Below are 24,612 nucleotides of genomic sequence, written 5' to 3' on the forward strand. Positions count from 1 at the left end.
CGTCCGAGCGGACGCAAATTAATCCCAAACGAGTAAAATCTCGAGGCAGCAAGCTCCATCCGCTCGGCCCAGATATTACTCGACCATATTGTTTCAGGCGGCGAAAATTTATTAACCAAAAACCTAAGCAAGCAAAATTTACGCCAAGCTACATAACCGTAAAATCCACCGAAGTTTCGACTTTAAACGGGCCGCTTGGCCACAAACGACATCCGATCCGACCTATTCGAGCAATTCAAATTTGCCAAATTTAAAAAACAGACCGATAAAATTAACGTCGCTACACGCTTTTGCGTCACCCAAGGCCACCCCGAGCGACGCAAATTCGTCAAATTCAGCTCAAATTTACCCTCACGCGTCCTTGCCGTTTATCGCGTACGCTGAGCGCAAAAACACGTCTGTACCCGACAGCAGCGCACTCTCGTCAAAGTCAAACGCGCCGTTGTGATGCCCTGCGGCAAGCTTGGTGCCGATCATCAGATAGCCGCTCTTGCCGCCCGCTTTTTGCACGGCGTGCATAAAGTGCGCGAAGTCCTCGCAAGCGCCGAAATTTAGATCCCGCACGATGAGTTCGTCCTTGATAAAAGGCGACTGGCGCGCGGCGCGCTCGTAGATATCGGTGATCTCCTCGCTGCTATCACCCCCGCTCGTGCCGCCGGTTAGCTTCACATCATACTGCACGCCGTACATCTGCGCGACGCCCGCGACGATATCCATGCATTTTTGAAACATAAATTCATTTAGCTCGGTCGTTTCGCCGCGCGTTTCGCAGGCGATGTAGCCGTTTGGCGCGATGACGTTTCGTCCCTCGCCCGCTCGCAAAACGCCCACGTTTATGCGCGTGACGCCGTCGGCATGTCGCGTGATACCGTGCATGGCTAGAGCCACCTGAGCTGCAGCTAGCAGAGCGTTTGCGCCTTCTTGCGGAGCGCCCGCCGCGTGAGCCGATCTACCCGTGAAATTTACGTCGAATTTTGACGTCGCAAGAAGCTTGTTCGTACCACAGATGATGCCGCCGTTAGTTTTTGCCTGAAAGCCGATGTGACCGCCTAGCAAGTAGTCCACGCCATCTAGCACGCCTGCTTGCTCCATCGGCACGGCGCCTCTCGTGCCCTCCTCGGCGGTTTGAAATATAAATCTAAATTTACCTTTAAAATCATCCGAATTTTGCGCGATGAGCTTAGCCATAGCTAGGCCGATCGTGATGTGTCCGTCATGCCCACAGGCGTGCGTGATGCCGTCTATATCGGCTCTAAAGCCCTCTTTAAACGGCCTGTGCGCCTCATCCTTGCTCTCGGTCACGTCCACGCCGTCGATGTCGAATCTAAACGCAAGCGTCTTGCCCGGTCTACCCGTATCAAGCTCGGCCACCACGCCCGTTAGTCCATCCTCCATCACAGGTAAAAACTCGCGCTCGTCGGCGCTTAGCAGGCTTTTTGCTCGCTCGAGATATTTTTCTTTATCTTTTTTGCTACCAAGACCCGCTCTGGCTTCCGGCTTCATTATCTCGCGTCCCATTTTTAGGCTGTAGCCGAGCTTTTTTAGCTCGCTAGCGATCTTTGCCGTCGTAAAAAACGTGAAAAATCCGGTCTCGGGATGCGAGTGAAAAAACCGCCTATTTTTCACCATTTCGTCTTTTAGCGCTTCGACTTTTGCTGCTACCTCGTCCATTTTCGCTCCTTAAATTTGGAATTTTTATTATTTTTCTTAAAGATAAATTATACATCAAGATTAATTTTAAAAGCTTAAATTTGAGCCGAATAATGATAAATTTGACTCTGATTTTTGAGAGCCGACTTGTTTGGCGTAAATTTGATTAAATTTGATTTCTTGCCAAGACACTTCAGTCGGTTTTTTAAACCTCTGTTTGCGTCAAAGCAGTGCGGGTAATGCGAGGTAAATTTTGATTAAACGAGGTAAATTCGTATTTTAGCGGAGCGATTTTTAAGATAAAATTTAGAGTATAATTTGAGTTTAAATTTAAAATTCGCATCAAATTTGACTGCCGAATTTACAAAAAACCGCAAAAACAAAAGCCAAACTCACGTCAAAAATAAATCAAATTTTGCCCTAATCACTGCATTTCGCAATCGCAAATCCAACTTCAAACTTCACGTCGGCAAGAAATTTATAGTCACAAAAGAGCTCGCCGTCAAAACAAAGCCGAATTTAGCTCCGATTTTTCTTTAAAAAGCAAAAATTTTATTTACCGTATAGACGAGCCGATCGCAAGCAAATCTGCACAAAAGGCCCAAATTTGCCCCGTAGTTAGTCTATTTTAAGCTACCCTTTAGTTTCATTATTCGCGCGTAGGACTCCTCGATGCGCCCTTTTGATATCTGTTTGGCGCCCACCGCATCCACGACCAGCTGCGTGATGAGCTCCGCAGTCCTGCGCCCGCCTATCTTGTAGTCGCTAAAAAGCATCACGTCGCCGCCGGCGTTGATAAAATTTATCACTTTTTGCTGCAGCGTGAAGTCCTTTAATCCGCCCATTAGCATGTCGTCGCTGATGACGACGCCGTCAAATTTGAGCTCACCGCGCAGCAAACTGTCGATGAGCGCCGGCGAAAGCGAGGCGGGCAGCAAGGCGTCGCGCTGGGCGAGATAGATGTGTCCGACCATTATCATCTTGGCTTCGTTTTTGCGAATAGCGTCAAAATACGGCTTAAGCTCGGTGTAATCAAAATTTTCGATCACGACCTTGGCGGTGTGGCTGTCGGCCTCGACGTTACCGTGGCCCGGGAAGTGCTTCATCGCCGCTATCACGCCGCGAGCCTGCGAGGCCTTCATAAACTCGCTCGCATACAGCGAAACCTCGTCTATATCGGCGCTAAACGCCCTGCCGCGCGAGCCGATGATCGTGGATTTTGGATTTAGCACGTCGGCTACGGGAGCGAAATTTACGTTTATGCCGACATCTTTTAGCTGCTGCGCCATCTTAGCGTAGAGCTCGCCCGCAGCGGCCAGATCGAGCGTTTTTGCCGCTTTTTGCGCCGAGATAAAGGTCTCAAATCCGCTCTTATCCTTAAATCTCGTGATCTGCCCGCCTTCCTCGTCGATAGCGATAAAAATACCTTTTTGAGCCTCTTTAAATGCGCTCGTTAGCGCCGTAAGCTTTTTTTTGTCCGAGATATTTTTACCGAGCAACATCACGCCGCCAAAACGCTGATATTTGGCCTCCGAGACGGCTTCTTTGGCTGTTTTAGGATCAGAGCCGTTAAAGCCGATCATTATCATTTGAGATATCATTTTGCGAAGAGTGGGCTTTTCTTTCGCTTGATTTGCGGCTGGAGCGGCGTTTAGCACGGTCGGCAAACCCGCCAAAAACAGAGCCGAAAAAAGCGCGGCGATAAATTTTTTCATATTTTTCCTTTTTTGTTTTTGCGGATTTTACACTATTTTAGATAAATTTAAGGACTCTTGGCGCGGTTTTTGCGCGGGCGGATGCAGCAAGGCAACAATTATAAAATTTGCTACAAACTAGATAAAATTGGCTCAATTAAACTTAATCGGATTCTCTCTTATCATCTTTAGTAAAATATGATAGAAAGTTTTTGTATCTTTACTGTTATTATGTCTAAATTCGCATTCCTTAAGATGAAGTAAGAAATTCTCCTCGCTTAGCTTCCCTGAGGTCGCTACACTCGAGAAGATACTTTTAAATTTAGATAATCTATGTTTAGCATATCCTCGTCTGCTCTACTTCGCTACGCTCGTTACTTTTTAAGAACATATTTCTCATCGTAACTTACTGCTCCTTTGCGTGAGCTTAAGTTAAAGAGGGCCTAAAATTTAACGATTATCCGGCTATAATCTTTAATATAAATTATAGGATTATTTTACAAAGTGGCTTTTTGTATAGATATTACAAAACTCACGATAAGATTGCGATGAGCGTTACTTTTGCGATTTGCTTGGTATTGCTCTTGGGATTTTTTCGTGCCGAGCGATATCCTTTCTCGCTGCGAAATTTGCCGAGAATTCGTAAATTTTTAAAGCTTTATTCCCCAAATATCCAAATTTTTGGCGATACTAGCCCGTTTAAGCAAGAAATCAAGTTTTACGCGAGCTACATATGGATTTTTGGGATACTTTAGGCGGCTGAGACGGCATTTTCTCGTTTGCCAAAGTTTTATTTTAAAAACAGACGAGAGGACTCAAAATGCCGCTAAAAAGATGAATTCGCGCCGGATAATATTCAAACTTAGCTTCGGATACTTCGCTACGATGGTCTATTTACGGGTTGCCTCGTCGCGGACGGCGTTACGCTGTTTGCGAAAGATTTTGCAGTAATGCTTGAAAGTAAATTTGAGATATTTTAGTGATTTTTTTTTCTATCGGCGTTTTGCGCAGTCGGCGTGGGGCATTTTCTCGTTTTGCTTTTTACTTTGCCGGTTAAGATTCTTGAACCGACGCAAAAATCAGAATAAAGACAATGACTTGCAGGCAATCGACGAATTTACATTTTGTTTTCATTGTTTTTTGCGATTTTATCCAAGATTACAGTTAAATTTTTAAGTAGTTTAATTTTATCGCCGAAATTTTATGATTTTTGAAACCTCAAAAAATAAACAAATTTTACCAACGCCTCGACGCATTAAAACAAAGCTGCCGTTTTTGCGGGTTAAATTTTACCCTACTTTTCAGCCGTTGCAAGCCATGCGAAACGCGCTTGGGGTTAAAATTTACTTCTTACTCAGCAGATCTTTTAGGCTTTCTTGCACGTCTTTGCCGCGCAGCATCGACGCAACTTCATTTACTATCGGCGTATAGATGCCCTTGCCGGCGGCGATCTTTTCTATCGCATACGCCGTATCCACGCCCTCGGCGACCTCGCCTAGATCGTTTAGGATTTTGTTAAGGCTCTCGTTTTTAGCAAGCCCCAAACCCACGCGGTAGTTGCGCGAGAGCACCGATGAAGCCGTGAGAAAAAGATCGCCCGCCCCGCTAAGCCCCAAAAACGTCTGCTGTTGCGCGCCGAAATACTCGCCAAATCTCGCCATCTCGACAAGTCCGCGCGAGATGAGGCTGGCGCGAGCGCTGTTGCCAAGCCCGAGCCCGTCGCAGATACCGCCCGCGATAGCGATGACGTTTTTATAGGCACCCGCGATCTCCGCTCCGATAACGTCGCTGCTGGCGTAGGCTTTGATATTTTGCGGGAAAAGCCTCGAGATCTCGCACGCAAGGGTTTCGTTTTTGGAGTTTATCACGAGCGCACAGGGAAGGTCGTTTTGTATCTCTTTAGCAAAGCTAGGACCCGACAAAAAGGCCAAATTTGCCGTATCTACGTGCTGTTCGTAAATCTCGTCTAAAAAACGTAGACTCGAGGTTTCGATGCCCTTTGAGGCGACTAAAATTTTCTGTTCGAAGTTTTTAAAATGCTCTTTTAGCCAGCCGCTAACGGACTGAGAAGGTATGGCGACGACGAGCAGATCGCGCTTTAGCGCCTCCTCTAGGCCCACGAAATGCGCGCCTTCAAGCTGCCTGCGCGAGCTGATGACGCAGTCGTTTTTTTGCGAAAGCGCGTGAAAAAGCGCGCTGCCCCACTTTCCCGCTCCGATGATGGCTATTTTCATTTTTTCTCTTTTTTGTGATTTACTTTATTGTAGCTAAATTTGCTCGGCTTACTTCGCTTTTAATGAAATTTAGCGCTACCTTTTTGCAAAATTTGATCTCCGATGCGCCAAAAGCGTTTTAAATTTATTGCTACCGACGTCCAAGAAAGTCAAAATTTAAAGCGATCGCAAAGCAAATTTAACTGCTGAAATGCTAAATTTACTCTATTTATTCACGCCGCTCGCGGTCTCGCAAAGCTCATTAAATTTAAGCTCGGTTTAAAAGTTAGAATTTTGCCGATGCCGACTTTTTGCAAAATAAAGCGCACTTAATATTTGTGTTTTTACCGATTTAGGCGGCTTTACGGCGCCGTATTTGGGGTTTTAAACCGTGAGACGATAAATTTGAGAGACAAATTCGACCCGTTTTTGTCAAATCTGGCCTTTCCTGCCCTGCAAAACCCATAAATTTAACCGAAAACGAGCGAAAAATTTAACTCCGAAAACTTGCTTAAGTCAAATTTAGCGCAAAACAGTCGCGCCTGAAAAAGCAAAATTTAAGCGCCGAAACGACGATATAAACCCAAATTTACCCCAGCTTAGCCTTCAAAAGCTCATTTACTTTTGCAGGATTAAACGCGCCTTTGCCCTCTTTCATCGTTTGTCCGACGAAGAATCCGAAAAGCTTGTCCTTGCCGCTTTTATACTCGGCGACCTTGTCGGCGTTCGCGCTTAAAATTTGATCTATTATCGCTATGATGGCCGAGTCGTCGCTGACCTGCTTTAATCCCAATTTTTCGATGACGGCATCTACGCTACCCTCGTTTTCCATAAGATAGTCAAGCACCTCTTTTGCCGCTTTCGCGCTTATCGTGCCGTCTTCGATGCGGCGTAAGAGCTCTATCATCTTAGCCGAATTTACGGGCGATGTCTCTATCGTAGCGCCGTTTTTTAGGCGACCCAAAAGCTCGACGATGAGCCACGTAACGGCCAGTTTCGGCGATATTTTAGCCTCTACGAGCTCCTCGAAATACTTCGCCGTCTCCACGCTGCTCGTTAAAATCAGCGCGTCGTCCTCTTTGACGCCAAGCTCACGTCCGTATCTAGCGACCTTTTGTTCGGCAAGCTCGGGGATCTTGATCGCTTCGTTATACATCTCCTCAGGGATCTCGACGGGTAGCAGATCAGGATCGGGGAAATATCTATACTCGGCGCTATCTTCCTTGCCTCGCATCGAGCGCGTGACTAAATTTACGGTATCAAAAAGGCGGGTTTCTTGATAAACTTCTTCATCGTATTTGCCGTCTTCCCACGCCGCGCTTTGACGCTCGACCTCGTAGTCGATCGCTTTTTGGATAAATCTAAACGAGTTTAAATTTTTAATCTCGACGCGCGTGTAGAGCTTGCTGTCGCCTTTTGGGCGGATGCTGACGTTAGCGTCGCAGCGAAAGCTTCCTTCTTGCATATTGGCGTCGCTGATGTTTAAAAATCGCAAAATCGAGTGCAGTTTTTTTAGATACGCGACCGCCTCGTCGGAGCTGCGCAGATCAGGCTCGCTCACGATCTCAAGCAGCGGCGTGCCCGCGCGGTTTAGATCGACTAGGCTTTGTCCGCTCTCGTGGATGTTTTTACCCGCATCCTCTTCAAGGTGTGCGCGAGTGATACCTATGCGCTTTTTCTCGCCGTTTACGTCGATAAAAAGCTCGCCTTTTTCTACTATCGGTATCTCAAACTGCGAAATTTGATAGGCTTTTGGAAGGTCCGGATAAAAGTAGTTTTTACGGTTAAAAACCGAACGTTTATTTATGGTCGCATTTACCGCCGCGCCGAAGCTTATCGCCTTTCTCACGGCTTCTTTGTTTAGCACCGGCAAAGATCCCGGTAGCGCTAGGCAGGTCGGACAAACGTGCGTATTCGCCTCATCGCCGAAGCTCGTGGAGCAAGAGCAGAAAATTTTAGTTTTTGTATTAAGCTGAGTGTGAACCTCAAGCCCGATAACGACTTCAAACATAATTTGCCTTTTATTTAAAATTTAGGGCTTATTTTAGCAGGATTTTTATTTAAGTTAGATAAAAAGAAGGGGTTGCGCCCGCCGATTTTTAGCGTATTTTAGCTAGCGGACGCGTAAATTTAAAATTTCAGTGCTCGTCGTGGCTGATCAAAATCGCACCAGCAAGATACACGTAAGTAAGAATCATAAAGATAAATGTCTGCAAGCACGCCATAAACGTAAGCAAAACAAACGCCGGAAGCGCAGCGTAATACGCAAGAGCAAGCACGACCAAAAGGAACAAATCATCGCCCTTGATGTTACCGAAAAGTCGGAAAGAAAGCGATACGACGCGAGATAGATGCGAAACGATCTCGACGATAAACATTATCGGAGCCAGCCATTTATTAGGCCCCATAAAGTGAGCAAAATACTTGATAACGCCGTTTGCTCGGATACCTTCGTAGTGATAAAACACGAAAACTACGAGCGCTAGAGTAAGGGTCAAATTTAAGCTCGAAGTCGGAGCCTCAAATCCGGGTATTATACCTATCATATTACTTACAAATACGATCAAACCGATAGTGGCGACTAACGGCAGATACTTTCTAGATAGCGCTTCGCTACCTAGCACGTCCTTGCCCATGGATACGACGCCCTCCAGATACGCTTCGAGGATATTTTGCGTTCCGCGAGGCACGAGCTGCAAATTTTTAGTTGCAAATTTTGCCGCGATGAGCACGATAACCGCGACCAAAACGAGATGTCCCGCGTAATTTACCGCGTGGATAACGTGCTCGTTGTCGGTAAACAAAGAAGCGATCCAACCTGTAAACAAAAACAAATTTTCTTGCATGGATTAACCTTAGATTTATGAAATTTAACGGCAATTTTATCCAAATAAACGTTAAAAGTTTTTTAAGCTTACCTCAAATTTCGCCCGAATTTTAGCTTTTTTGCAAAATTTTGCTCAAATTTTGTTGCCGTTTTTTAAAACTACCGCTCACGCGAAAAATCTATCATAAACGAGCTTTAGTATCGTCGCGCCCACAACGGCTAAAAATACGACTCTAACAAATTTAACGTCCTTTTTCATAACCATATTCGAACCGAAATACGCGCCCAAAACCTGCCCCGCGCCCATCAAAAATCCGACCGTCCAAAGCATATGCCCGTCCGCGATAAAAACGGCAAGAGAGACGATGTTGCTGGTAAAATTTAGGATTTTCGTATGCGCGACGGCTTTTTTCATATTTAGCCCGATGAGCGCAACCATCGCAAACGTCCAAAAACTGCCCGCTCCAGGCCCGAAAAATCCGTCGTAAAAGCCCAAAATAAGCCCGAATATCACGTAAAAGGCTCGCGCGTTCATACGGGCGGCTCTATCTTCGTCGCCGACTTTTGGCATCAAAAGCGTATAGATGAAAATCGCTATCAAACAAAACGGGATAATAACGCGCAAAAATTCGGCGCTCAAAAACAATATAAGCACCGTGCCGACGCACGCGCCGATAAAGGTAAAAACGATACCGATAAACACTTCGCGAAAATTTATCATCCCTTTTCGGGCAAAATTTAGCGCCGCCGTGAAGCTACCGAAAGTGCCTTGAAGTTTGTTCGTAGCTAGCGCCACGTGAGGCGGCACGCCCATCGCCATGATCGTCGGCAGCGCGATCAGCCCGCCGCCGCCCGCGATCGCATCTACAAAACCCGCCGCAAAGGCCGCCGCGAAAAATATAAAATACGCCGTAATGCCGAAGTCAAAGTCCATTTTCGTCCCTTCAAAAAACAAAATCATACTACGAAAAATTTAAAAAATTTATAAAATTCAGCCTTTTGTTTTACTGCGGTTAAAATTTGTTGCAAAAGGTCAAATCTGTTCGGATTTGTGCCGATAGCGCCGCAGTTTTAGGTTAAAATTTACCGTAAAAGGTCAAATTTGAGGACGCCTCGGTTTTTAAAGCGCATTTTAACTTACGGTTTCGCTTGACGTTTTGATTTGGTATAGTCGGCGTTTTGCTGCAAATTTCGCCAACTCGGACGATAAAAATTCGGGTTTTGCTTGACGGCGGCAAATTTTACGTTTTGCTACGATTTTCAAGAGCCTTTATTTTTGATTTTTGTCGGTACCGAATTTTTGCGTTAGGATACCCCAAAAGCTCTTTTTGGTTGAGAATGCCCGCCATTTCGCGCCGACTCTAGCAAAAAATATCATAAAATTTTGAAATTTGCGGGAGCGAATTTTGTGATTTTGTTTTGATAGCACAAGCAAAAACGCTAAACGGCAAGGAGCTAAAATCTGCAATCTTTACTGAATTTTGTTTTTACGTTTGCGACGAGCAAGTTAGTAAAACCGTAGGCAAAGCGTAATTTCGGTTTTAAATTTAGCTCACTAAAAATACAAATTTAATGTTTAAAATACTTTAGGAGTAAAATTTAGCAAATTTAAGCCATCAAATTTAACGAAAAAAACAAACTACTAAATAAATTTAATAAATACGAAAATGAGACTTTATGCCGTCAAATTCGACCAAGCGAGAAACTGAATATAAATAAAAAAATTGCCGACCGCCAAGCGCGGCAAAGTCGGCAAATTCGGAATTATTTTATAACGCCGCAGACCATTCTAGCGCCGCCGCCGCCAAGAGGTTTCGGATGGTCGCTGTGATTATCGCCGCCGACGTGAACCATTAGCGAGTGGCCTTTTAGCTCGTCAATCTTCTTGATTTTTGGAGCAAGCACAGGATAGGCCGCGTTGCCGTCTTTATCGACGAAAAGCGCCGGCAGATCGCCCTTATGACCGTTGTCGTCCCATGCAAAAGAGTGTTTTTTCGTATCGGTCGGATCCCAGTGGCCGCCCGCTTTCATACCTAGACCCTTCTCAGTCGCGCCACAGTCCGCGTTTTGATGCACGTGAAATCCATGTACGCCGCCCTCAAGACCTTTGAGATTTGGGAAAAACGCCACGCCGTAGCTAGTTTCGATCGCTACGACCTCGCCTACGGACATATTGCCTTTTTCGCTTAGTTGCTCCATAGGGATCACTAGGTGTTTGCCCGCTTTCGGGTCGAAGTTTTGCTCCTCGTGCGCAAGCGCGCCGGTAGCGAGTAGGCAGCCTATGGCCGCACCGGCCAAAACGATTTTTTTCATTTTTTCTCCTTAAAATGTAATTGTGGCGTAACTATAGCCTAAATTTGATTAATTCTAGCTTTTAAATTTTCATTTAAATTTGACCTACAACGGCATTTAAAATTTAAGCTCGTTTTAGAAGTCGCGCTTTCAAAATTTAGCAAAACCCGCGCTCGCTGTTAAATTTAATCTCAAATTCGGCGCAAAATTTCGTTAAATTTGGCCGCCTCCCGCCCAACATCCGTTTGCCGATTTTACCCCGCTTCATTTGCCAAATTTAATCGTTTCTCACGCGCAAAATAGCCGATCTCGTCAAATTTTCCGTTCGTCGAATTTCGCTTGAGCGTAAAATTTTCCATATAAAATTTGGCTCAATTAAACTTAAGCGGATTCTCTCTTATCAATTTTAACAGTTTCTGATATAAGTTTTCCTGTGTAGTTTTAGTATTATATCTAAATTCACACTCTTTAAGATGAAGTAAGAAATTCCCTTTCTTAATGCCTTTAAATTTAGCTAGTCTATGTTTAGCGTATCCCTAGAAATTCTCAATGCCATTTATATGGTTTTTCCCATTAGCGAATTCATTTTTGGAGTGTTTTACTCTGTAGTGTGCTTTGACTCCGTAATCAACTAAACCATCATAAGCTTTCCAACAATCAGAATAGATAGTAGAACTATCAAGCTCGCTAAATTCCTTCAGTATCGGCAATAGCTCATTAGCAGAGCAGTTTTTAACTATTTGAGTATAAACTTTGCCGTCTCTTTTAAGCATACCGAATACCGGTGTTTTATTTGCTGCACTCTACCTCTTTTCCCCCTTACTCTCTTAGCTCCGAAGTAGCTTTCATCAATCTCAAAGCGAAGCTTCTAGGCGAGCTTGCGAGCTGGAAATCTCACCGCTAAATTTACTTATCTTTTCACACTCTTTAGACATTAGAATTCTTATTTCTCTAAATATTTTACATAGCGTTACTTCTGAAATTTTAGTTAAATTCGATATCTTTGATGCTTCTATGTCTTCTGTAAAGTACTTGAGAATTTCTCTAAATTTCTTCTCTGAAATTCGGGAACGGACTATATATTTGTTTTTTAACTTCGCTACGCTCGTTACTTTTCAAGAACATAGTTCTCATCGTAACTTACTGCCCCTTTGTATGAGCTTAAGTTAAAGAGAGCCTAAAATTTTATCGCCGTTTCGCCCAAAAAACGTCCGCGAGCGAATTTGCACAATTCCCCGCTTATACCGTCAAATTCAACCGCACTTGATGACCCAAAAGCGCAAAATTCATTTTATTTTATTTAAAATCTCGGTCAGTTCGCCGCTTTGGCCGATGCGGTAGAGCGCGAAGTCGTATTTGATCGGATCGGCGGGGTCAAATTCGCAAAGCTTGTCCGTTAGCTCGCGCACGGCCTTAAAATCATAACTTTTGCGAGAGATTAAGCCCAAATTTAGCGACACTCGGTGTGTGTGCACGTCAAGAGGCATCAGGAGCTTGCTTTTTGGCAGGCTTTTAAAGAGCCCAAGGTCGATATCGCTATCTCGCACCATCCAGCGAAGGAACATATTATAGCGTTTATACGGGCTTTGCGGCGCTTTTTCGTAGGGTTTGCCGAAGAAAAACTCATACCCTTCCGAGCGATAGGAGTTAAGCGAATATATAAATTTAATAAGCTCGTTTATACCGTCTATCATCGAGCCGCTTTTCTCAAAGCCCGATCTCACCGCGCTTTCGATATCGCCGTGCTTTTTCAGGCGCGAAACGGTGATAAAAATCTGCCTCACGTCCTCGCAGCTTTGAAAGCGGTATTTGTGTCGCGTCAAATTTGAGGCGATTTGCTCCTCGCTTTTATCTAGTAGCGAAAAATCGAGCGAATTTAGAAAATTTACGATGAGCTTTGCGTTGCCGTAGGCAAAAAGCGCGCAAACAAGGGAGATCTCAGGCGTTTTAAATTTGCTCGCTACTTGCAACGGATCGGCGGCGGAAAACAGATCCGCCTGCGTATTTTTGGAGATTACGTTTTGATCTAGGAGAGTTTTTATATTCATTTTTAGCCTTTTTTGGTTCAAATTTTAAACCAGAAAGGCTAAAAGAAATTTAAATTTATTGTTTTAGCATAAGCAAGGTATCAAGCATCTTTTCTACGGTCGTGATGATCTTGGCCGCCGCGCCGTAGCTGCTTTGAAAGCGTATGAGATTTGTTAGCTCTTCGTTTAAATTTACCCCGCTAACGGATTGATGCTCCGACATCGCTACCTTGTGGATAGCGGCGTTTGCGTCGTTTAGGTCGTTATTTGACTGTGTCTCGCTGGCTAGATCGGTCGTGATATAGCGGTAGTATCCCTCGACGCTCTCCTCTTTATCCGCGTGCTTGTCGGAGTAAAATATGATTTTTTTATACTGCATCTGCACCATATCGTTTGCGACTTCGTTATTGCCGGGAGTCGGGTTTGAGTAGGCCTTTAGCTTATGCGGATTTTCCATTAGCTCGCTTTTGACACTCATATCTTTCGCTTCGCCACCCTCAAAAACTCTATTTAGCCCGATGATACCCGGAAAATTCGTGCCTTTATCGACGAAAGCTACGCTGTATTCGCCCGCATTTTTTTTCGGTATGACGCCAAAAGTACCCCTGCCCGTCGCCGCGTCGTATTGGTAATTCGCCTGGAAATAATCATCCACGTCGTTTAGCGAGTTGTTATCGCCGTTGTCGTCGGTATCGGAGTTAAAGTCGCGCACGATGGAGTTGCCGCGAGTGTTGTCGTTTATCGAGGTCGAGGCGTTTATGTTGATCGTTTTGCGAGCGACCTCTTGGCCTTGGTTGTTATAGACCACGACGTCAAAGCTGCCGTGCTTGATGTCGTTATTAAAATTCATCAGCGTCCTGGAGTCGCTCAGGCCTTTTATCTCGTCGGTTACGGCGTTTTCTACGGCTGATTTTGCGTAGATATTATTGGTTTCATTTATGATGCCTTTGGCGAAGGTGTTTAGATTGTCGATATATTTTTGTATCGTTCCGTCTTGAAATTCGCCGCTATCATCCATCTTGCGTCCGCGCAGATCCAAAGCGGCACCCAATTTACCGCCCGAGATTCGTCCGTTTAGATCGACTTTTTTGCCGTCGTCTCTCTCGAAATAAACACCCTTAAAATCGCTATTGCCGTTCATTTTATCTATCTTTAGCGGGTGGTAGGTCACGCCGTCTACGATATTAAATCCCGAGATATTTATCTGATGTTTGGTGCCCATATCGGTCACGGTAGGATCGACGTTGCTGCCTTGCAGCTCGCCCTTAAATACGCTCATCCCTACCAGCTTTGACATCGCAAGCTCGAGCTGATCGCGTTTATCGCGTAGATCGTTGGCCCTTGTATTTCCAACGGACTCGACGCGAACGATCTCTTTGTTTATCTGTGCGATTTGCTTGGCGTATTTATTTATCTCATTTACGGTAACTTCTATCTGCGAATCAACATCTTTTTGAATTTTCGTCAGCATATCGTGAGCTTTATTTATGCTTTTAGCCAAAGTTGATGCGGTATTTAACAAATTTATCTTCTGCGAGCCCTCGGTCGGGTTTGAGGCTAAGTTGTTCCACGCATTGAAATAATTTTGCAAATCCCTACCTATGCCCACGCTTTTGAGGTCGGGAAAACGCTGTGAAATTTCCTCTAAAATTTTCTTTTTGTATTCGGTAGATTCTAAATTTATATTTGAAGTGCGAAGCCTGGCGAAAGTAAATTCGTCATGCACGCGCACGACCGTATCTACCTGAGTGCCCGTACCTATGTCGCCCGGAATATCGTGAAAGGCCTCTCTGGCAGACTGCACGACGCGCTGCCTGGTGTAGTGCTCGTTGTCGGCATTTGTTATATTGTGCCCGGTCGTAGTGATCTGCGTCTGCGCCGCGTCAAGACCGGTCATACCGATATGCAAAGATGAAAAGATATTAGCCATTTTTTAAACCCTCGTTTTAAATAAACTCTCCGGCCTTAGGCCGTTTTTGTCGTAGCCGCCGTCTTGCTCGCCTTTAAACATATTTTTTAATAAGCTATCGAAAAATTCTTTCACTCCGACGACGTATTTTGCGTATTCTTTGTTTTTTAAGTAGAGCTCTTCAAGCTTTGAGCGCATAAGAGCGAGAGATGATTTTACCTCATCGTCAAGGATAGAGCTTAAATTTGCCCCGCCGTTTTCCTTTGAGACTCGCAAAAGCTCTTTATCCAGTAGCGATTTTACAGATTCGAATTTTTTAACCAGCTCGTTTTTGCGTCTGACGCTATCATCGACCTTGCTGTGATCGGCTAGTTTTATATTCTCTATATCTTCCGTAGTTTGAGCGATAAGCTCGTCTAGCACGCCCATCGCCTCATCCAAATATCTTTTAAGCATTTTTGTCCTTTCTTTTTACGCAAGGACAAAAAATCTTATAAAAGCGTATCGGCAACGGCTTTTGCAGTCTTGGACATATCTAGCTTATACGTCCCGTTCGCGATCTGCTCGGCTATCTTTGCGACCTTGCTTTCTTCTTTGCCTTGTGTTTTTTCCATATTTTCGCTCTTTTTTACGTCGTTTGAGCGAGTGATTTGCTGCGGGCTCATGCCCATTTTAGCTCCGAGAGTTCCTATCATTTTCAAGCCTTTTTAGATTTGTTAGAAGCTAAATCGGCAAATTTTGATTTTTCTTAAGCCCTTTCTTTCAAATAATTGAATAAAAGTTCGCTAAAGCCCAAATTTCCGCTCAGAGCCTTGCTCATCGTATCGTTATACATCGAGTGATATATCTCGTCTCCCGCGTCTTTGCCAAATAGCGGATTTTCATCCTTTAGCGCGATATCTAGCACGCTTTTAACTAAAAACGCCTCAAAAGCGTCGGTTTGTTCTTTTAAAAGCGCGTCTTGCTCGCTCTGAAGCTTATCCGCGCACCTGTTCTCGATAGAGCTCGTGGCAAATTTGTTATAGGAGTTTAAAGCCGCCGAAGTATCTACGTTTAACATTATATTATCTCCAAATTTACGTGTATGGCGCCCACGCGTTTTAGATTTTCCATTATCGCTATGATGTCGCTAGGCGTCGCGCCCATCTTGCTTAGCGCCCTTGCGACGCTGGCCGCCGTCGTTTTTTCGCCGCTGATTTTTAGCATATTAGCTAGCGGATCGATCGCGGCCCCGTCTCGCAAGTCGATGGTTTGCTGATTTGCCGCTATGTTTTCGTAGGAGCCCGGCTCTATCTTTATCGTGATATCGCCGTGCGTGATGACGACGGGATCGACGGTGATATTTATGCCGCTTACTATCGTGCCGGTGCGCTCGTCGATTACGATCTTATCCAGCGCTTTATAATCCACGTCTAAATTTAACACTCTAGCCACAAAATCGACCATATTTGCGCCGTTTGGCTTAGCGATCCTGATCGTCCGCGAGTCCACGGCTACCGCGCTATCGCCACCTACGTCTAAATTTACCGCTTTTTGGATGTTTGAAGCGGTGTCGAAATTCGACTCTTTTAGGCTTAAAAATATCTCTTCTTGATTGTAGATATCGTATGCGATCTCGCGCTCCACGATCGCGCCGCTTGGGATCGTGCCCGCGGTTACGTGATTGCCACTATTGCCTCTAGCCGCGCTTTTACCGCCTATGGTTAGCGATCCTTGCGCTAGAGCGTAAATGTCGCCGTCCACGCCCTTAAGCGGAGTCATCAAAAGCGTTCCGCCCTGAAGGCTCTTTGCATCGCCGATAGAAGATATCACGACGTCAAGCTTATCGCCTTGCCTCGCAAACGGCGGCAGTTTTGCGATGACCATTACCGCGGCGGTGTTTTTTGATTTGATGTCGTCGGGCTTGATTTTTACGTTCACGCTTTGAAGCATATTTGAAAGAGACTGGATCGTAAACTCCGAACTACTGCCGTCGCCAGAGCCGTTTAAACCGACGACGAGACCGTATCCGATCAGCTGATTTTCCCTTACGCCAACGACGTTTGCGATGTCCTTTATCTGCGCCGCAAAAGCCGATATGGCAAGGCTCAGCAAGCATGCCGCTAGTTTCATTTTCGTCCTTAAATTTGTATTTTCAAGGACTAAAAAAGCAATTAGCATTCCAAATTTGACGCAAAAATTTTTAAGAATAGTAGCTAAGCGAGGTGTTTCCGAATTTTTTAGATTTTAAAAGCGAAAAGGCGCCGATATTTTCCGGCAAATTTAAGTGACTGGCATGCTCGAAAGCGATTAGATAAATTTTATCTTTGGGTAAATTTCGCGCCAAATTTACGCACTTTTCATAAACGTCCGCAAAGCCGTCCCTGATATCAAAAGGCGGATCAAGATACAAAATAACGGGTAAATTTTGTCTCGCGACGATGGCCGGAGTAGTATCAAAGGTATCGCCGCTTACGATTTCCAGTTCGTCGCCGATAAGTTTAGCGTTTTGTAGCGCGATTTTGTAGGCGTTTTTATCGATTTCTACCGCGTAGGCCTTTGTCGCGCCGTTACTTAGCGCCTCTGCGGCCATCAGCGCGCTACCGCCGAAAGCCTCGATAAAAACTTTACCCGCTAGCTCGTAGCGAAACGAATCAAAAAACGAGCCTTTGACGATGCTTTTGGTGCTTCTTGTGGTTTGAAGCGAGGGCAAAAGCAGCTTTTTACCTTTAAATTTACCGCTTGAAATCGTAGCGTAGAGATTTTTCAACGAGCTTTCCTTAAAAGTGCGAGCAGCTCTTCTTTAAATTTATCTATCAAATTTGAAACCTCAAGCTCCAAATTTGAGCCGTTTTGCTGCACAGCTGCGGCAAATGCAAACGCGCTCGTATGAGAAGGCGCGGCAGGTTCTGAAAACTGAATCGCCGAGTAAAACTCCTCAAGCGCGGAGATAAGAGCCTCTTTGCTAAAAGGGATTTGCAGATGAGGCGAGTGCTCGGCGATCACGAAAACGGGCTTTTTAGTTTCTATTTTTCTATCAGCCACGATAAAATCGCAATCTTTTCTAGGCGAGATAAAATCCCTCAAAAATAGCTTTAACGACTCTTCGAGCAAAACGCAGTCGCATTCAAAAGAAATTTTCACGAATTCTCCTTTCTGCCTTGATTTAGGCCGGATTTTAACAAATTTATGCGAAAATTAAAATTAAGCAAAAATTTCCCCAACAGGGCTAAAAAAATTTGCAAATTTGACGATATAGAAGCTAGCAAATATTTAAAGGAGAAAATATGGAAATTTTCAAAGTAGCGAGTCAGCCTATGGCAAACGTAGCCACAAGCTCGCACGCACAAAGCTCCACGCAAACCAGGGAGGTCGAAAGGACGCAGATCCAGCAAGATACCACGCGCAATCTAACCGAGCAAAACAACGAAACGCTAAATGAAAAAATAAAAGAAGCCACCGAAAAGCTAAATAGACAGATGGAAGACCTAGGCACCAGCATACGATTTGGTTACAACGACAAGATCGAGGCGATGTTCGTAAACGTATTAGAGATGAAAACGGGCGAAGTGATCCGCAAAATCCCGACCGAACAGGCAATGAAACTAAGCGAATATTTTAGAGAAGCGGTCGGTATGCTATTTGACAAGGAGAGCTAAAATGGCGTTAGGTAAAGTTTCTTCGCTCGGCTTTGGCAGCCAAGTCTTAACGCAAGACGTTATAAATAAACTAAAAGCCGCCGACGAAGCGGGTCAGATAAAACCCGTAACAAATAAAATCGCTGCAAACGCGACAAAGCAAAAGGATTTGACGGCTCTAAAAACGCTGATAGGCACCTTTCGTTCCTCGGTTTCTGCGCTAGCGGACGATAGCTCGTATCAAAAAAGAACAACCAGCTCGGACGGCAAGAGCGCCGATATAAGCGTAAGCCCCGGCGTAGCGGTACAAAATATCGATATAGACGTGAAGCAGCTAGCCAAAAAAGACGTTTATCAAAGCACGAAATTTGGCACCTCAAGCTCGTTTATCGGCAAAAACGGAACTTTTGGCATAAAAGTAGGAAACCAAACATATAAAATCGAAGTCAAAAGCTCAACTACGCTCGAAGAGCTAGCCGATAAGATCAACGAAGTCACAAACGGCGCCGTCTCGGCAAGAGCGATGAAGGTAGGCGGCGAAGATCCATATCAGCTCATCCTTCAGTCAAAAGAAACGGGCGCGGATAATAAAATCGAGATAACAAACGTCGACAATGACGGCAACGCTCTAAACGGCGCGGACGATGTTCTGCAAAAATTAGGCTGGGACAGCGCAAATATCGCAAACAATAAAATCTCGACCGCGCAAGATGCTGAATTTGTCTATAACGGCATCACGATAAAGCGAAGCGGCAACGAGATAAAAGATCTAAATTTAGGAATGACGATAAAGCTAAAGGATACGGGCAAGACGACTTTTAGTGTCAAAGAGGACACTAGCGCGATAAAAGAGAGTATGAAAAGTATGGTGACGGCGTATAACAACCTCGTAAATAACCTAAAAGTCGCCACAGACTATGATTCGGATACGAAAAAATCGGGGACGTTTCAAGGTGTCGGCGAGATAAATACGATAAAATCGACGCTAAATAAAATTTTATTCGGCAACCAAACCTATACGAAAGATAACGTAACAAAGACAGCAAATTTAGCCGACTACGGCCTAAGCCTAAACAAAGAAGGCTTGCTGGAGCTAGACAGCTCAAAACTCGGCAAAAAACTAGATGAGGATTTGCAGAGCGTGCAAAAGATATTTGCCGGCGGCACTACTTACGGTACGGCTCAGGTTCTTAGCTCAAAACCGGTAGACGGCGGAGCTCTTAGCATCGGCGGCGAGGATCTCGTGATAAACGGTAAAAAGATAAATTTAGCCGCTACTCCGGCGTCAAATTCGTCAAAGCAAAACGCTCTAGCGCTACTAAAAGCCATAAACGACGCCGGGATACCCGGCGTGCAAGCGACGCTAACCGCAAACGAAGACGGCATCATGCTAAAAACCACAAACGGCACGGCGATAAACATAAAAGGCTCGGCTGCGGCGCTAAATGCGGTAGGCTTTAGCGAATCGACCGTAACGCCGAAAAACACGACCGTCAACGGTATCTTTGCATCGACTAAAAAGGCGGTGGACGGGCTGATCAACTCAAAAAACGGCTCTCTTACAAAATACGCCCAAAGCCTAACCGAGGAAAAAAAGACACTGGACAAAGAAAAAGAAAAGACGCAAAAGACGTTAGATGCGAAATACGCCACGATGGAAGAGCGATTTTTGGCTTACGACAAGATCATCAGTAAGCTAAATAGCGAATTTTCGTCGCTAAAATCGATGATCGAAGCAGAATACAACAAGAAATAAAAGGTAAATTTATGCATTATAACACTGCGCACACGGCGTATTCGCAAAACGCGGTAGGCGGCATCGAGTCGCCTACCAAGCTCATCGAGATGCTTTACGAGGGCGTTTTGAGATTTATTTTTAGAGCTAGAAAAGCGATGCAAGATAACGACGTGGAGAAAAAAGTATATTTTATAAACCGCACGAACGCCATCTTTGTCGAGCTTCTAAACTCGTTAGACTACAACCAAGGTAGCATCGCGCACTATCTTAGCGGGCTTTATACGAGACAGATCCAGCTCCTGTCAATAGCAAATCTAAACAACGACGAGCAGAGCCTAAACGAGGTCGTGAGCGTAACCAAACAGCTGCTTGAAGCGTGGAAAGAGACGACAAATGCGGGGCAAGCCGATGTGGCTGGATGAGTTTAAGATAGCCGTCGCTAATGATGACACGGAGGCTATCGCGGCGCTGGCGGGCGAGGTGCCCGGCAAATTTGACAGCCTAGAGGATGCCTTGCAGGCTAAGGAGCTCCTCGGCGCAGCGCTAAATTTGATACAGAAAAACAGAGCCGAACTGGGCAAAGAGCTAGAAAAGCTAAAAAACGTAAAAAAATACATAGCGTCGTAAGTAAATTTGACCGAATTTACGGCGCTTTTTATCTCAAATTTCTCTTCTAAATTTTCCCGCAAAGACAAAATCCGACGAAAAACGACGCAAAGGATGCTTTAAAAACAGCTTCGGCACGTAAATCGCGTATGATTTTAGAGCGCCAAAGGTGCGCGAGCTCAAATCTAACGATGAGGCGAGCTTGGTTTTAAAAGCGAGAGCAAGATACTGCGCAAGTTTTTATATCTTTGCGGATACGGGCATGCGATCTTTGGCTTATTTATCTAGATGACAGCAAGGTTGCTTTTTACGATCACGACGCAAGCTATCTTGCGCGTCAAATTTGAACAAAGTTGATTTAGACGTCGCGGGCCGGTTAAGGTTGCCTAGCTATTTGAAAAATTTAAAACATAGACGAGCCAAACGGCTAAGGGCGGGCTAAATTTAACCAAGCTACCAGCGTCCGGCGTCTGCGAATTTTAGAAATTTGGAATATTTGTCGGTTTAAAACTATCGGCGATCGCGGCTCATATCGCTCGCTATGACGTAAATTTAAATATCGGTCTATTTTTGCGAAAAATTTATGGCTCAATTAAACTTAATCGAATTTTTAACTGCGACTTGCGTTGCTACTGCCTCCTGAAAGGCTACGAGCGTAGCGAAGTAGAGTTTAGATATAATAACAGTAAAGATACAAAAACTTTCTATCATATTTTACTAAAGATGATAAGAGAGAATCCGATTAAGTTTAATTGAGCCAAATTTAAATACCAAACGGCGTTTAGCGAAAACTCTGCCCGCGCGGTTGCTTCAGCCGATTTTTGTCGGCGACCGCATTAATGATAATGCCGATAAATTTTGAGATTTAAAACCATATAAATTTTATGGACAGGCAGATAAAATTCGGCAATGAGCGAGTTTAAGTTTGATAAATTTAGCCGCCGCTCACTCGCTCGTCGCAAAACCTCAGCCAAATTTAAGCCATAGAAAATTAAAAATTTACAAATTTAGCTCAAGCCCCGCAAAAATGCGTCATAAACGTAGCGGTTTATCGCGACCAAACCCGCGCATTAACGCAAAGCGCGATGCCAAAAACCACAAATTTAAAAACAAATTTGACGCCCAGGCTAGCTAAATCTAAATAAATTTGATGAAATTTCGCAAGCCGCCAAAAAGCACAAGCGCAAAACAGACCGCGCGAAGCAAAAAATATGAGAAAATAAGCAAAGCTCGTAAAACAATAGAAAAAGGCATGGCGATAAGCCGAGTTCTGTCGTGAGTGATTATTTATCTACTCCAAATTTTACAATTTGGCTCTAGCGAAGGGTTTGACATAAGACTCAAAACCGTCCCTTCTTGCTGCGAGTTGGGTTTATATAGCCGCCGCGCTTGCACGCCGCGCCGGTGGGCTCTTACCCCGCCGTTTCACCTTTACCGCCGAAGCGGCAGTCTGCTTTCTGTTACACTGTCCCTTGGGTCGCCCCAGCCATCCGTTAGATGGAACTCCGTCTTATTGCAGCTCGGACTTTCCTCTTTTGCCTGCGCAAAAGCAATCACTTGCCATACCTTGGGCGCGATTATAGCTTTTTCGGGTTTAAGGATAGCTTTTAAAGCGCTTGCCACGTTTGATGCGATCTTCAAAATTTGGCCGCTTTGCAAAAGCCGATGCCCTTAAATTTTTGCAGCTTTTGCGTCAAATTTTATACTCAGCCAAAACTCCGAGTAACTTTTAGTACCATCTTTTTTGATTGCGTTTTATTAAAGTGGTCTCGTTTTTATTACATAGCCAAAACAAGTCGCCGGGCTCCGACCCCAAAGCGCTTGCAAGAGCCTAGATTAGCCAAGAGCGATAGAATTCGTATTCATCTTTTAAGATACCGCCGTAGTCAAACCCCATACCCATCATCCTATCAAACATAGTTTTTTATCATTGTTCTATACGGCATACGGATATTTTATTATGAGCTTGGCAGGCGCTATCTCGTTTTCATTATCTCTTTTTTGCTAAATTTGAAACCGAATTGCCGTAAAATCAAATTTAACCGTAAATTTAAAGATCCGTTTCTTTTAAATTTATGTTATCCCAAACTAAAAACAAGCTACGCAAATCCGAAACAAAATAAATTTCCCCGCGATGCTCAAATTTAATAGCCGTTTAAAACAAATTAATGTATATTTTTTTCTTTTATCGGTAGTTAAATTTGACATAAATTTGCAAGGATTAAATTTTATAAAATTAAACAGAGTGCCGCCAAAAGCGGCAAGCTATGCGATCAAAAGGCCCGCGACAGCCGAAATAAAGTGGCAAAAAGGAGCAAAGATGGATAGAAATTTCAATAAAGCAAGAACGCAAGGCATCCTCGGCGCAGTTTGCATCCTGTGTGCGAGCGCGAGTTTTTTAGCTAGCGATCAGAGCCTGTTTTGGATCGTTCGCACGCTAGCGTGGCTGTTTGCGCTGACGTTTTTCCACTATGCGCTCATCCGTGCGCAGGAGCTGTCAAGCTCAAACGTCTTTACTATCTTTAAATACGCCTACAACGGCTTTTTAGCGGTGATCCTCTGCACTATCGCGCTCTATGTTTTTGATAAAAATTTCCTCAGTCTCATCTTTGACGTCATCATCCCGCTTGCCGTATTTGCCGTCTCTATCGCGTGGGTCATCATAAATCTCAAACTCGCAAAGGTCTCGGGCTGCGCGCTTTTTAGCATTTACGCGTGGATGCTTGCCGCTAGCCTGGGCGCAAACTTCATCTACGGCATGCTAGAGGTCCTCTCGCCCGCCCTCATCGCTCCTATCGTCAAATTTGAGCCTCTCATAAACGCGCTCTTTGATCTAGCGACCTCGGGCGTCTTGTTTGCGGCGTGGATCAATGTGGAAAATTTCTCAAACGAGCAAGACGAAATAGAGATAAATTTAACCAAACGGAGCGCGGATAAGCAAAATTTAAGTATGCAAATTTTAAACGGGCAAAATGCGGGCTTGCGAAATTTAAACAGCCAAAACGCCGATAATCAAAGTGCAAACGATCGCAAATTTGATGAGCTCGGCATAAATGAAACCGTGTCGATGCGGCAAAATTCGGATGCTCAAGACATAAGCGAACGAGCCGAAAGCCGGCAAAATTCGAGCCCTAATAATTATGCGAACGATCAAATTTTAAACGAGCAAGACATAAACACAAACGATACAACACTGCAAAATCTAAGCGAAACCGTTATCGGCAGCTTAAATTCGAATTTAAGCCGAAGCGCAAACGAGCAAAACCTAAATAGACGAAATTTAGACGAGCAAAGCGCAAACGAGCGGGTTGCCGAGCTCAAATTTGATGCCCCGAAAAGCGAAATAAACGAAGAAAATTTAGCCAAAAGGAGAAATATGCAAGAGGATATTTACAAGCAAGAGACGCTGCAAGCGGCCAAAAAGCAAGGCATCATATCGTGCTGGTTTTTGCTGGCGATTTTTGCCGTGGGCTTTTTGATCAAGGTTTATACGGCGTTTACGCAGCCGCACACCGAGGCGGAGGAGCGGTTTATTAGCCTCGCAGGCGATCTGATAAATGTCGCATTTTCGCTAATATCGGCTATTTATATGTGGTTTGCGCTTAAAAAGTTGGAGGAAATTTACGATACTAGAGCTTTTGCGATCTACAAAAGGACGATCGTAGCGTGCATCGTATTTGTAGCGGTAGCCGTCGCATATATCCTGATACGCGGCGCAGAGGATCAGCCCGTCACGGCGGGTGCGGGGCTGGCGGGACTGTTTATGCTAGCTATCGTTATTTATCTCATCGTGCTTTGGTTTAAACTGAATTTCGAGCTCGCCTCAGTCACGCAAAATAAGCTTTTTAAAACTTACGTATTTTTCACTATCATCGATCTCGTAGTCGTTTTGACACTGCAAATCATGCTATTTACGGGCTATTTCACAACGCTCTTTTCCATAATGGCCGTAGCGCTAAGTATCGCGATACTCTACGTGCTGCCGACGGCGTTTTATCTATACGCTTGGACTAGGATAGAAGAGTATCTGGGGGCGTAA

The 24,612-nt window shown here is 44.6% G+C and carries 21 protein-coding genes, 1 other RNA gene and 2 pseudogenes; 6 read left to right on the top strand and 18 right to left on the bottom strand.

The features are described 5' to 3' along the window. Positions 1–351: 351 nt before the first annotated feature. The 17 genes and pseudogenes from CRECT_RS06945 to CRECT_RS07020 form a co-directional block, all read right to left on the bottom strand. Complete coding sequence (locus tag CRECT_RS06945) at positions 352–1,671, bottom strand: amidohydrolase (RefSeq protein WP_002944651.1); 1,320 nt, start codon at positions 1,669–1,671, stop codon at positions 352–354. 602 nt (positions 1,672–2,273) lie between these two features. Then, positions 2,274–3,365 carry a glycoside hydrolase family 3 N-terminal domain-containing protein gene (locus tag CRECT_RS06950; protein WP_002944666.1) on the bottom strand — a complete coding sequence of 364 codons (1,092 nt, stop codon included), beginning with the start codon at positions 3,363–3,365 and terminating at the stop codon, positions 2,274–2,276. Between the two features lie 132 nt (positions 3,366–3,497). Continuing rightward, positions 3,498–3,692, bottom strand: a pseudogene (locus CRECT_RS12630) (hypothetical protein); the annotation flags it as partial. Positions 3,693–4,687: 995 nt separating this feature from the next. Further along, complete coding sequence (locus CRECT_RS06955; protein ID WP_002944715.1) at positions 4,688–5,578, bottom strand: NAD(P)H-dependent glycerol-3-phosphate dehydrogenase; 891 nt, start codon at positions 5,576–5,578, stop codon at positions 4,688–4,690. 568 nt (positions 5,579–6,146) lie between these two features. Continuing rightward, a complete protein-coding gene (gatB, locus tag CRECT_RS06960) occupies positions 6,147–7,568 on the bottom strand; it encodes an Asp-tRNA(Asn)/Glu-tRNA(Gln) amidotransferase subunit GatB (RefSeq protein WP_002944623.1) in 1,422 nt (473 codons plus the stop codon). Between the two features lie 127 nt (positions 7,569–7,695). Beyond that, a complete protein-coding gene (locus CRECT_RS06965) occupies positions 7,696–8,403 on the bottom strand; it encodes a F0F1 ATP synthase subunit A (RefSeq protein WP_002944719.1) in 708 nt (235 codons plus the stop codon). 147 nt (positions 8,404–8,550) lie between these two features. After that, positions 8,551–9,318, bottom strand: a complete 768-nt coding sequence (locus CRECT_RS06970; protein ID WP_039888146.1) for a TSUP family transporter — start codon at positions 9,316–9,318, stop codon at positions 8,551–8,553. Positions 9,319–10,148: 830 nt separating this feature from the next. Continuing rightward, complete coding sequence (locus tag CRECT_RS06975; RefSeq protein WP_002944572.1) at positions 10,149–10,697, bottom strand: superoxide dismutase family protein; 549 nt, start codon at positions 10,695–10,697, stop codon at positions 10,149–10,151. Positions 10,698–11,047: 350 nt separating this feature from the next. Next, positions 11,048–11,755, bottom strand: a pseudogene (locus tag CRECT_RS06980) (IS1595 family transposase). 207 nt (positions 11,756–11,962) lie between these two features. Beyond that, the gene (locus CRECT_RS06985) at positions 11,963–12,724 is read right to left on the bottom strand and encodes a TIGR02757 family protein (RefSeq protein ID WP_039888401.1); all 762 of its coding nucleotides are present in this window, start codon (positions 12,722–12,724) and stop codon (positions 11,963–11,965) included. Positions 12,725–12,779: 55 nt separating this feature from the next. After that, positions 12,780–14,633, bottom strand: coding sequence for a flagellar hook-associated protein FlgK (gene flgK / locus CRECT_RS06990; protein ID WP_002945032.1), 1,854 nt, complete (start codon positions 14,631–14,633; stop codon positions 12,780–12,782). A 3-nt stretch (positions 14,634–14,636) separates the two neighbouring features. Further along, a complete protein-coding gene (flgN, locus tag CRECT_RS06995) occupies positions 14,637–15,068 on the bottom strand; it encodes a flagellar export chaperone FlgN (RefSeq protein ID WP_002945048.1) in 432 nt (143 codons plus the stop codon). A 35-nt stretch (positions 15,069–15,103) separates the two neighbouring features. Beyond that, positions 15,104–15,307: a flagellar biosynthesis anti-sigma factor FlgM gene (locus CRECT_RS07000; RefSeq protein ID WP_002945050.1), complete on the bottom strand. Its 204-nt coding sequence runs from the start codon at positions 15,305–15,307 to the stop codon at positions 15,104–15,106. Between the two features lie 53 nt (positions 15,308–15,360). Further along, positions 15,361–15,672 carry a rod-binding protein gene (locus tag CRECT_RS07005; RefSeq protein WP_002945089.1) on the bottom strand — a complete coding sequence of 104 codons (312 nt, stop codon included), beginning with the start codon at positions 15,670–15,672 and terminating at the stop codon, positions 15,361–15,363. Continuing rightward, complete coding sequence (locus CRECT_RS07010) at positions 15,672–16,724, bottom strand: flagellar basal body P-ring protein FlgI (protein ID WP_002945091.1); 1,053 nt, start codon at positions 16,722–16,724, stop codon at positions 15,672–15,674. Before CRECT_RS07010 ends, CRECT_RS07005 begins: the two co-directional genes overlap by 1 nt. A 70-nt stretch (positions 16,725–16,794) precedes the next feature. Next, on the bottom strand, positions 16,795–17,361 hold the full coding sequence (gene rsmD / locus CRECT_RS07015; RefSeq protein ID WP_002945076.1) for a 16S rRNA (guanine(966)-N(2))-methyltransferase RsmD: 567 nt from the start codon (positions 17,359–17,361) through the stop codon (positions 16,795–16,797). Then, positions 17,358–17,735 carry a hypothetical protein gene (locus CRECT_RS07020; RefSeq protein WP_002945011.1) on the bottom strand — a complete coding sequence of 126 codons (378 nt, stop codon included), beginning with the start codon at positions 17,733–17,735 and terminating at the stop codon, positions 17,358–17,360. The genes rsmD and CRECT_RS07020 overlap by 4 nt, the downstream gene beginning before the upstream one ends. A 143-nt stretch (positions 17,736–17,878) precedes the next feature. Between CRECT_RS07020 and CRECT_RS07025 the strand changes: the two genes are divergently transcribed. From CRECT_RS07025 to CRECT_RS07045, 5 genes are all read left to right on the top strand, one after another. Further along, complete coding sequence (locus tag CRECT_RS07025) at positions 17,879–18,250, top strand: flagella length regulator FlaG (protein WP_002945080.1); 372 nt, start codon at positions 17,879–17,881, stop codon at positions 18,248–18,250. A gap of 1 nt (position 18,251) precedes the next feature. Then, entirely contained in the window at positions 18,252–19,985 is a 1,734-nt protein-coding gene (gene fliD, locus CRECT_RS07030) for a flagellar filament capping protein FliD (RefSeq protein ID WP_002945084.1), read from the top strand. An 11-nt stretch (positions 19,986–19,996) separates the two neighbouring features. After that, positions 19,997–20,389 carry a flagellar export chaperone FliS gene (fliS, locus tag CRECT_RS07035; protein WP_002945067.1) on the top strand — a complete coding sequence of 131 codons (393 nt, stop codon included), beginning with the start codon at positions 19,997–19,999 and terminating at the stop codon, positions 20,387–20,389. After that, positions 20,361–20,594 (top strand): hypothetical protein, encoded by a 234-nt coding sequence (locus CRECT_RS07040; protein WP_002945039.1) that lies wholly within the window; start codon positions 20,361–20,363, stop codon positions 20,592–20,594. Before fliS ends, CRECT_RS07040 begins: the two co-directional genes overlap by 29 nt. Before the next feature lie 904 nt (positions 20,595–21,498). Further along, positions 21,499–21,708 (top strand): hypothetical protein, encoded by a 210-nt coding sequence (locus CRECT_RS07045; RefSeq protein WP_002945042.1) that lies wholly within the window; start codon positions 21,499–21,501, stop codon positions 21,706–21,708. Between the two features lie 108 nt (positions 21,709–21,816). Here the strand turns inward: CRECT_RS07045 and rnpB are convergent. Beyond that, positions 21,817–22,142: RNase P RNA component class A (gene rnpB, locus CRECT_RS07050), an RNA gene on the bottom strand. Positions 22,143–22,893: 751 nt separating this feature from the next. Between rnpB and CRECT_RS07055 the strand changes: the two genes are divergently transcribed. Continuing rightward, the gene (locus tag CRECT_RS07055; protein WP_157752394.1) at positions 22,894–24,612 is read left to right on the top strand and encodes a hypothetical protein; all 1,719 of its coding nucleotides are present in this window, start codon (positions 22,894–22,896) and stop codon (positions 24,610–24,612) included.

It is taken from the genome of Campylobacter rectus (assembly GCF_004803795.1).
Classification (GTDB): Bacteria; Campylobacterota; Campylobacteria; order Campylobacterales; family Campylobacteraceae; genus Campylobacter_A; species Campylobacter_A rectus.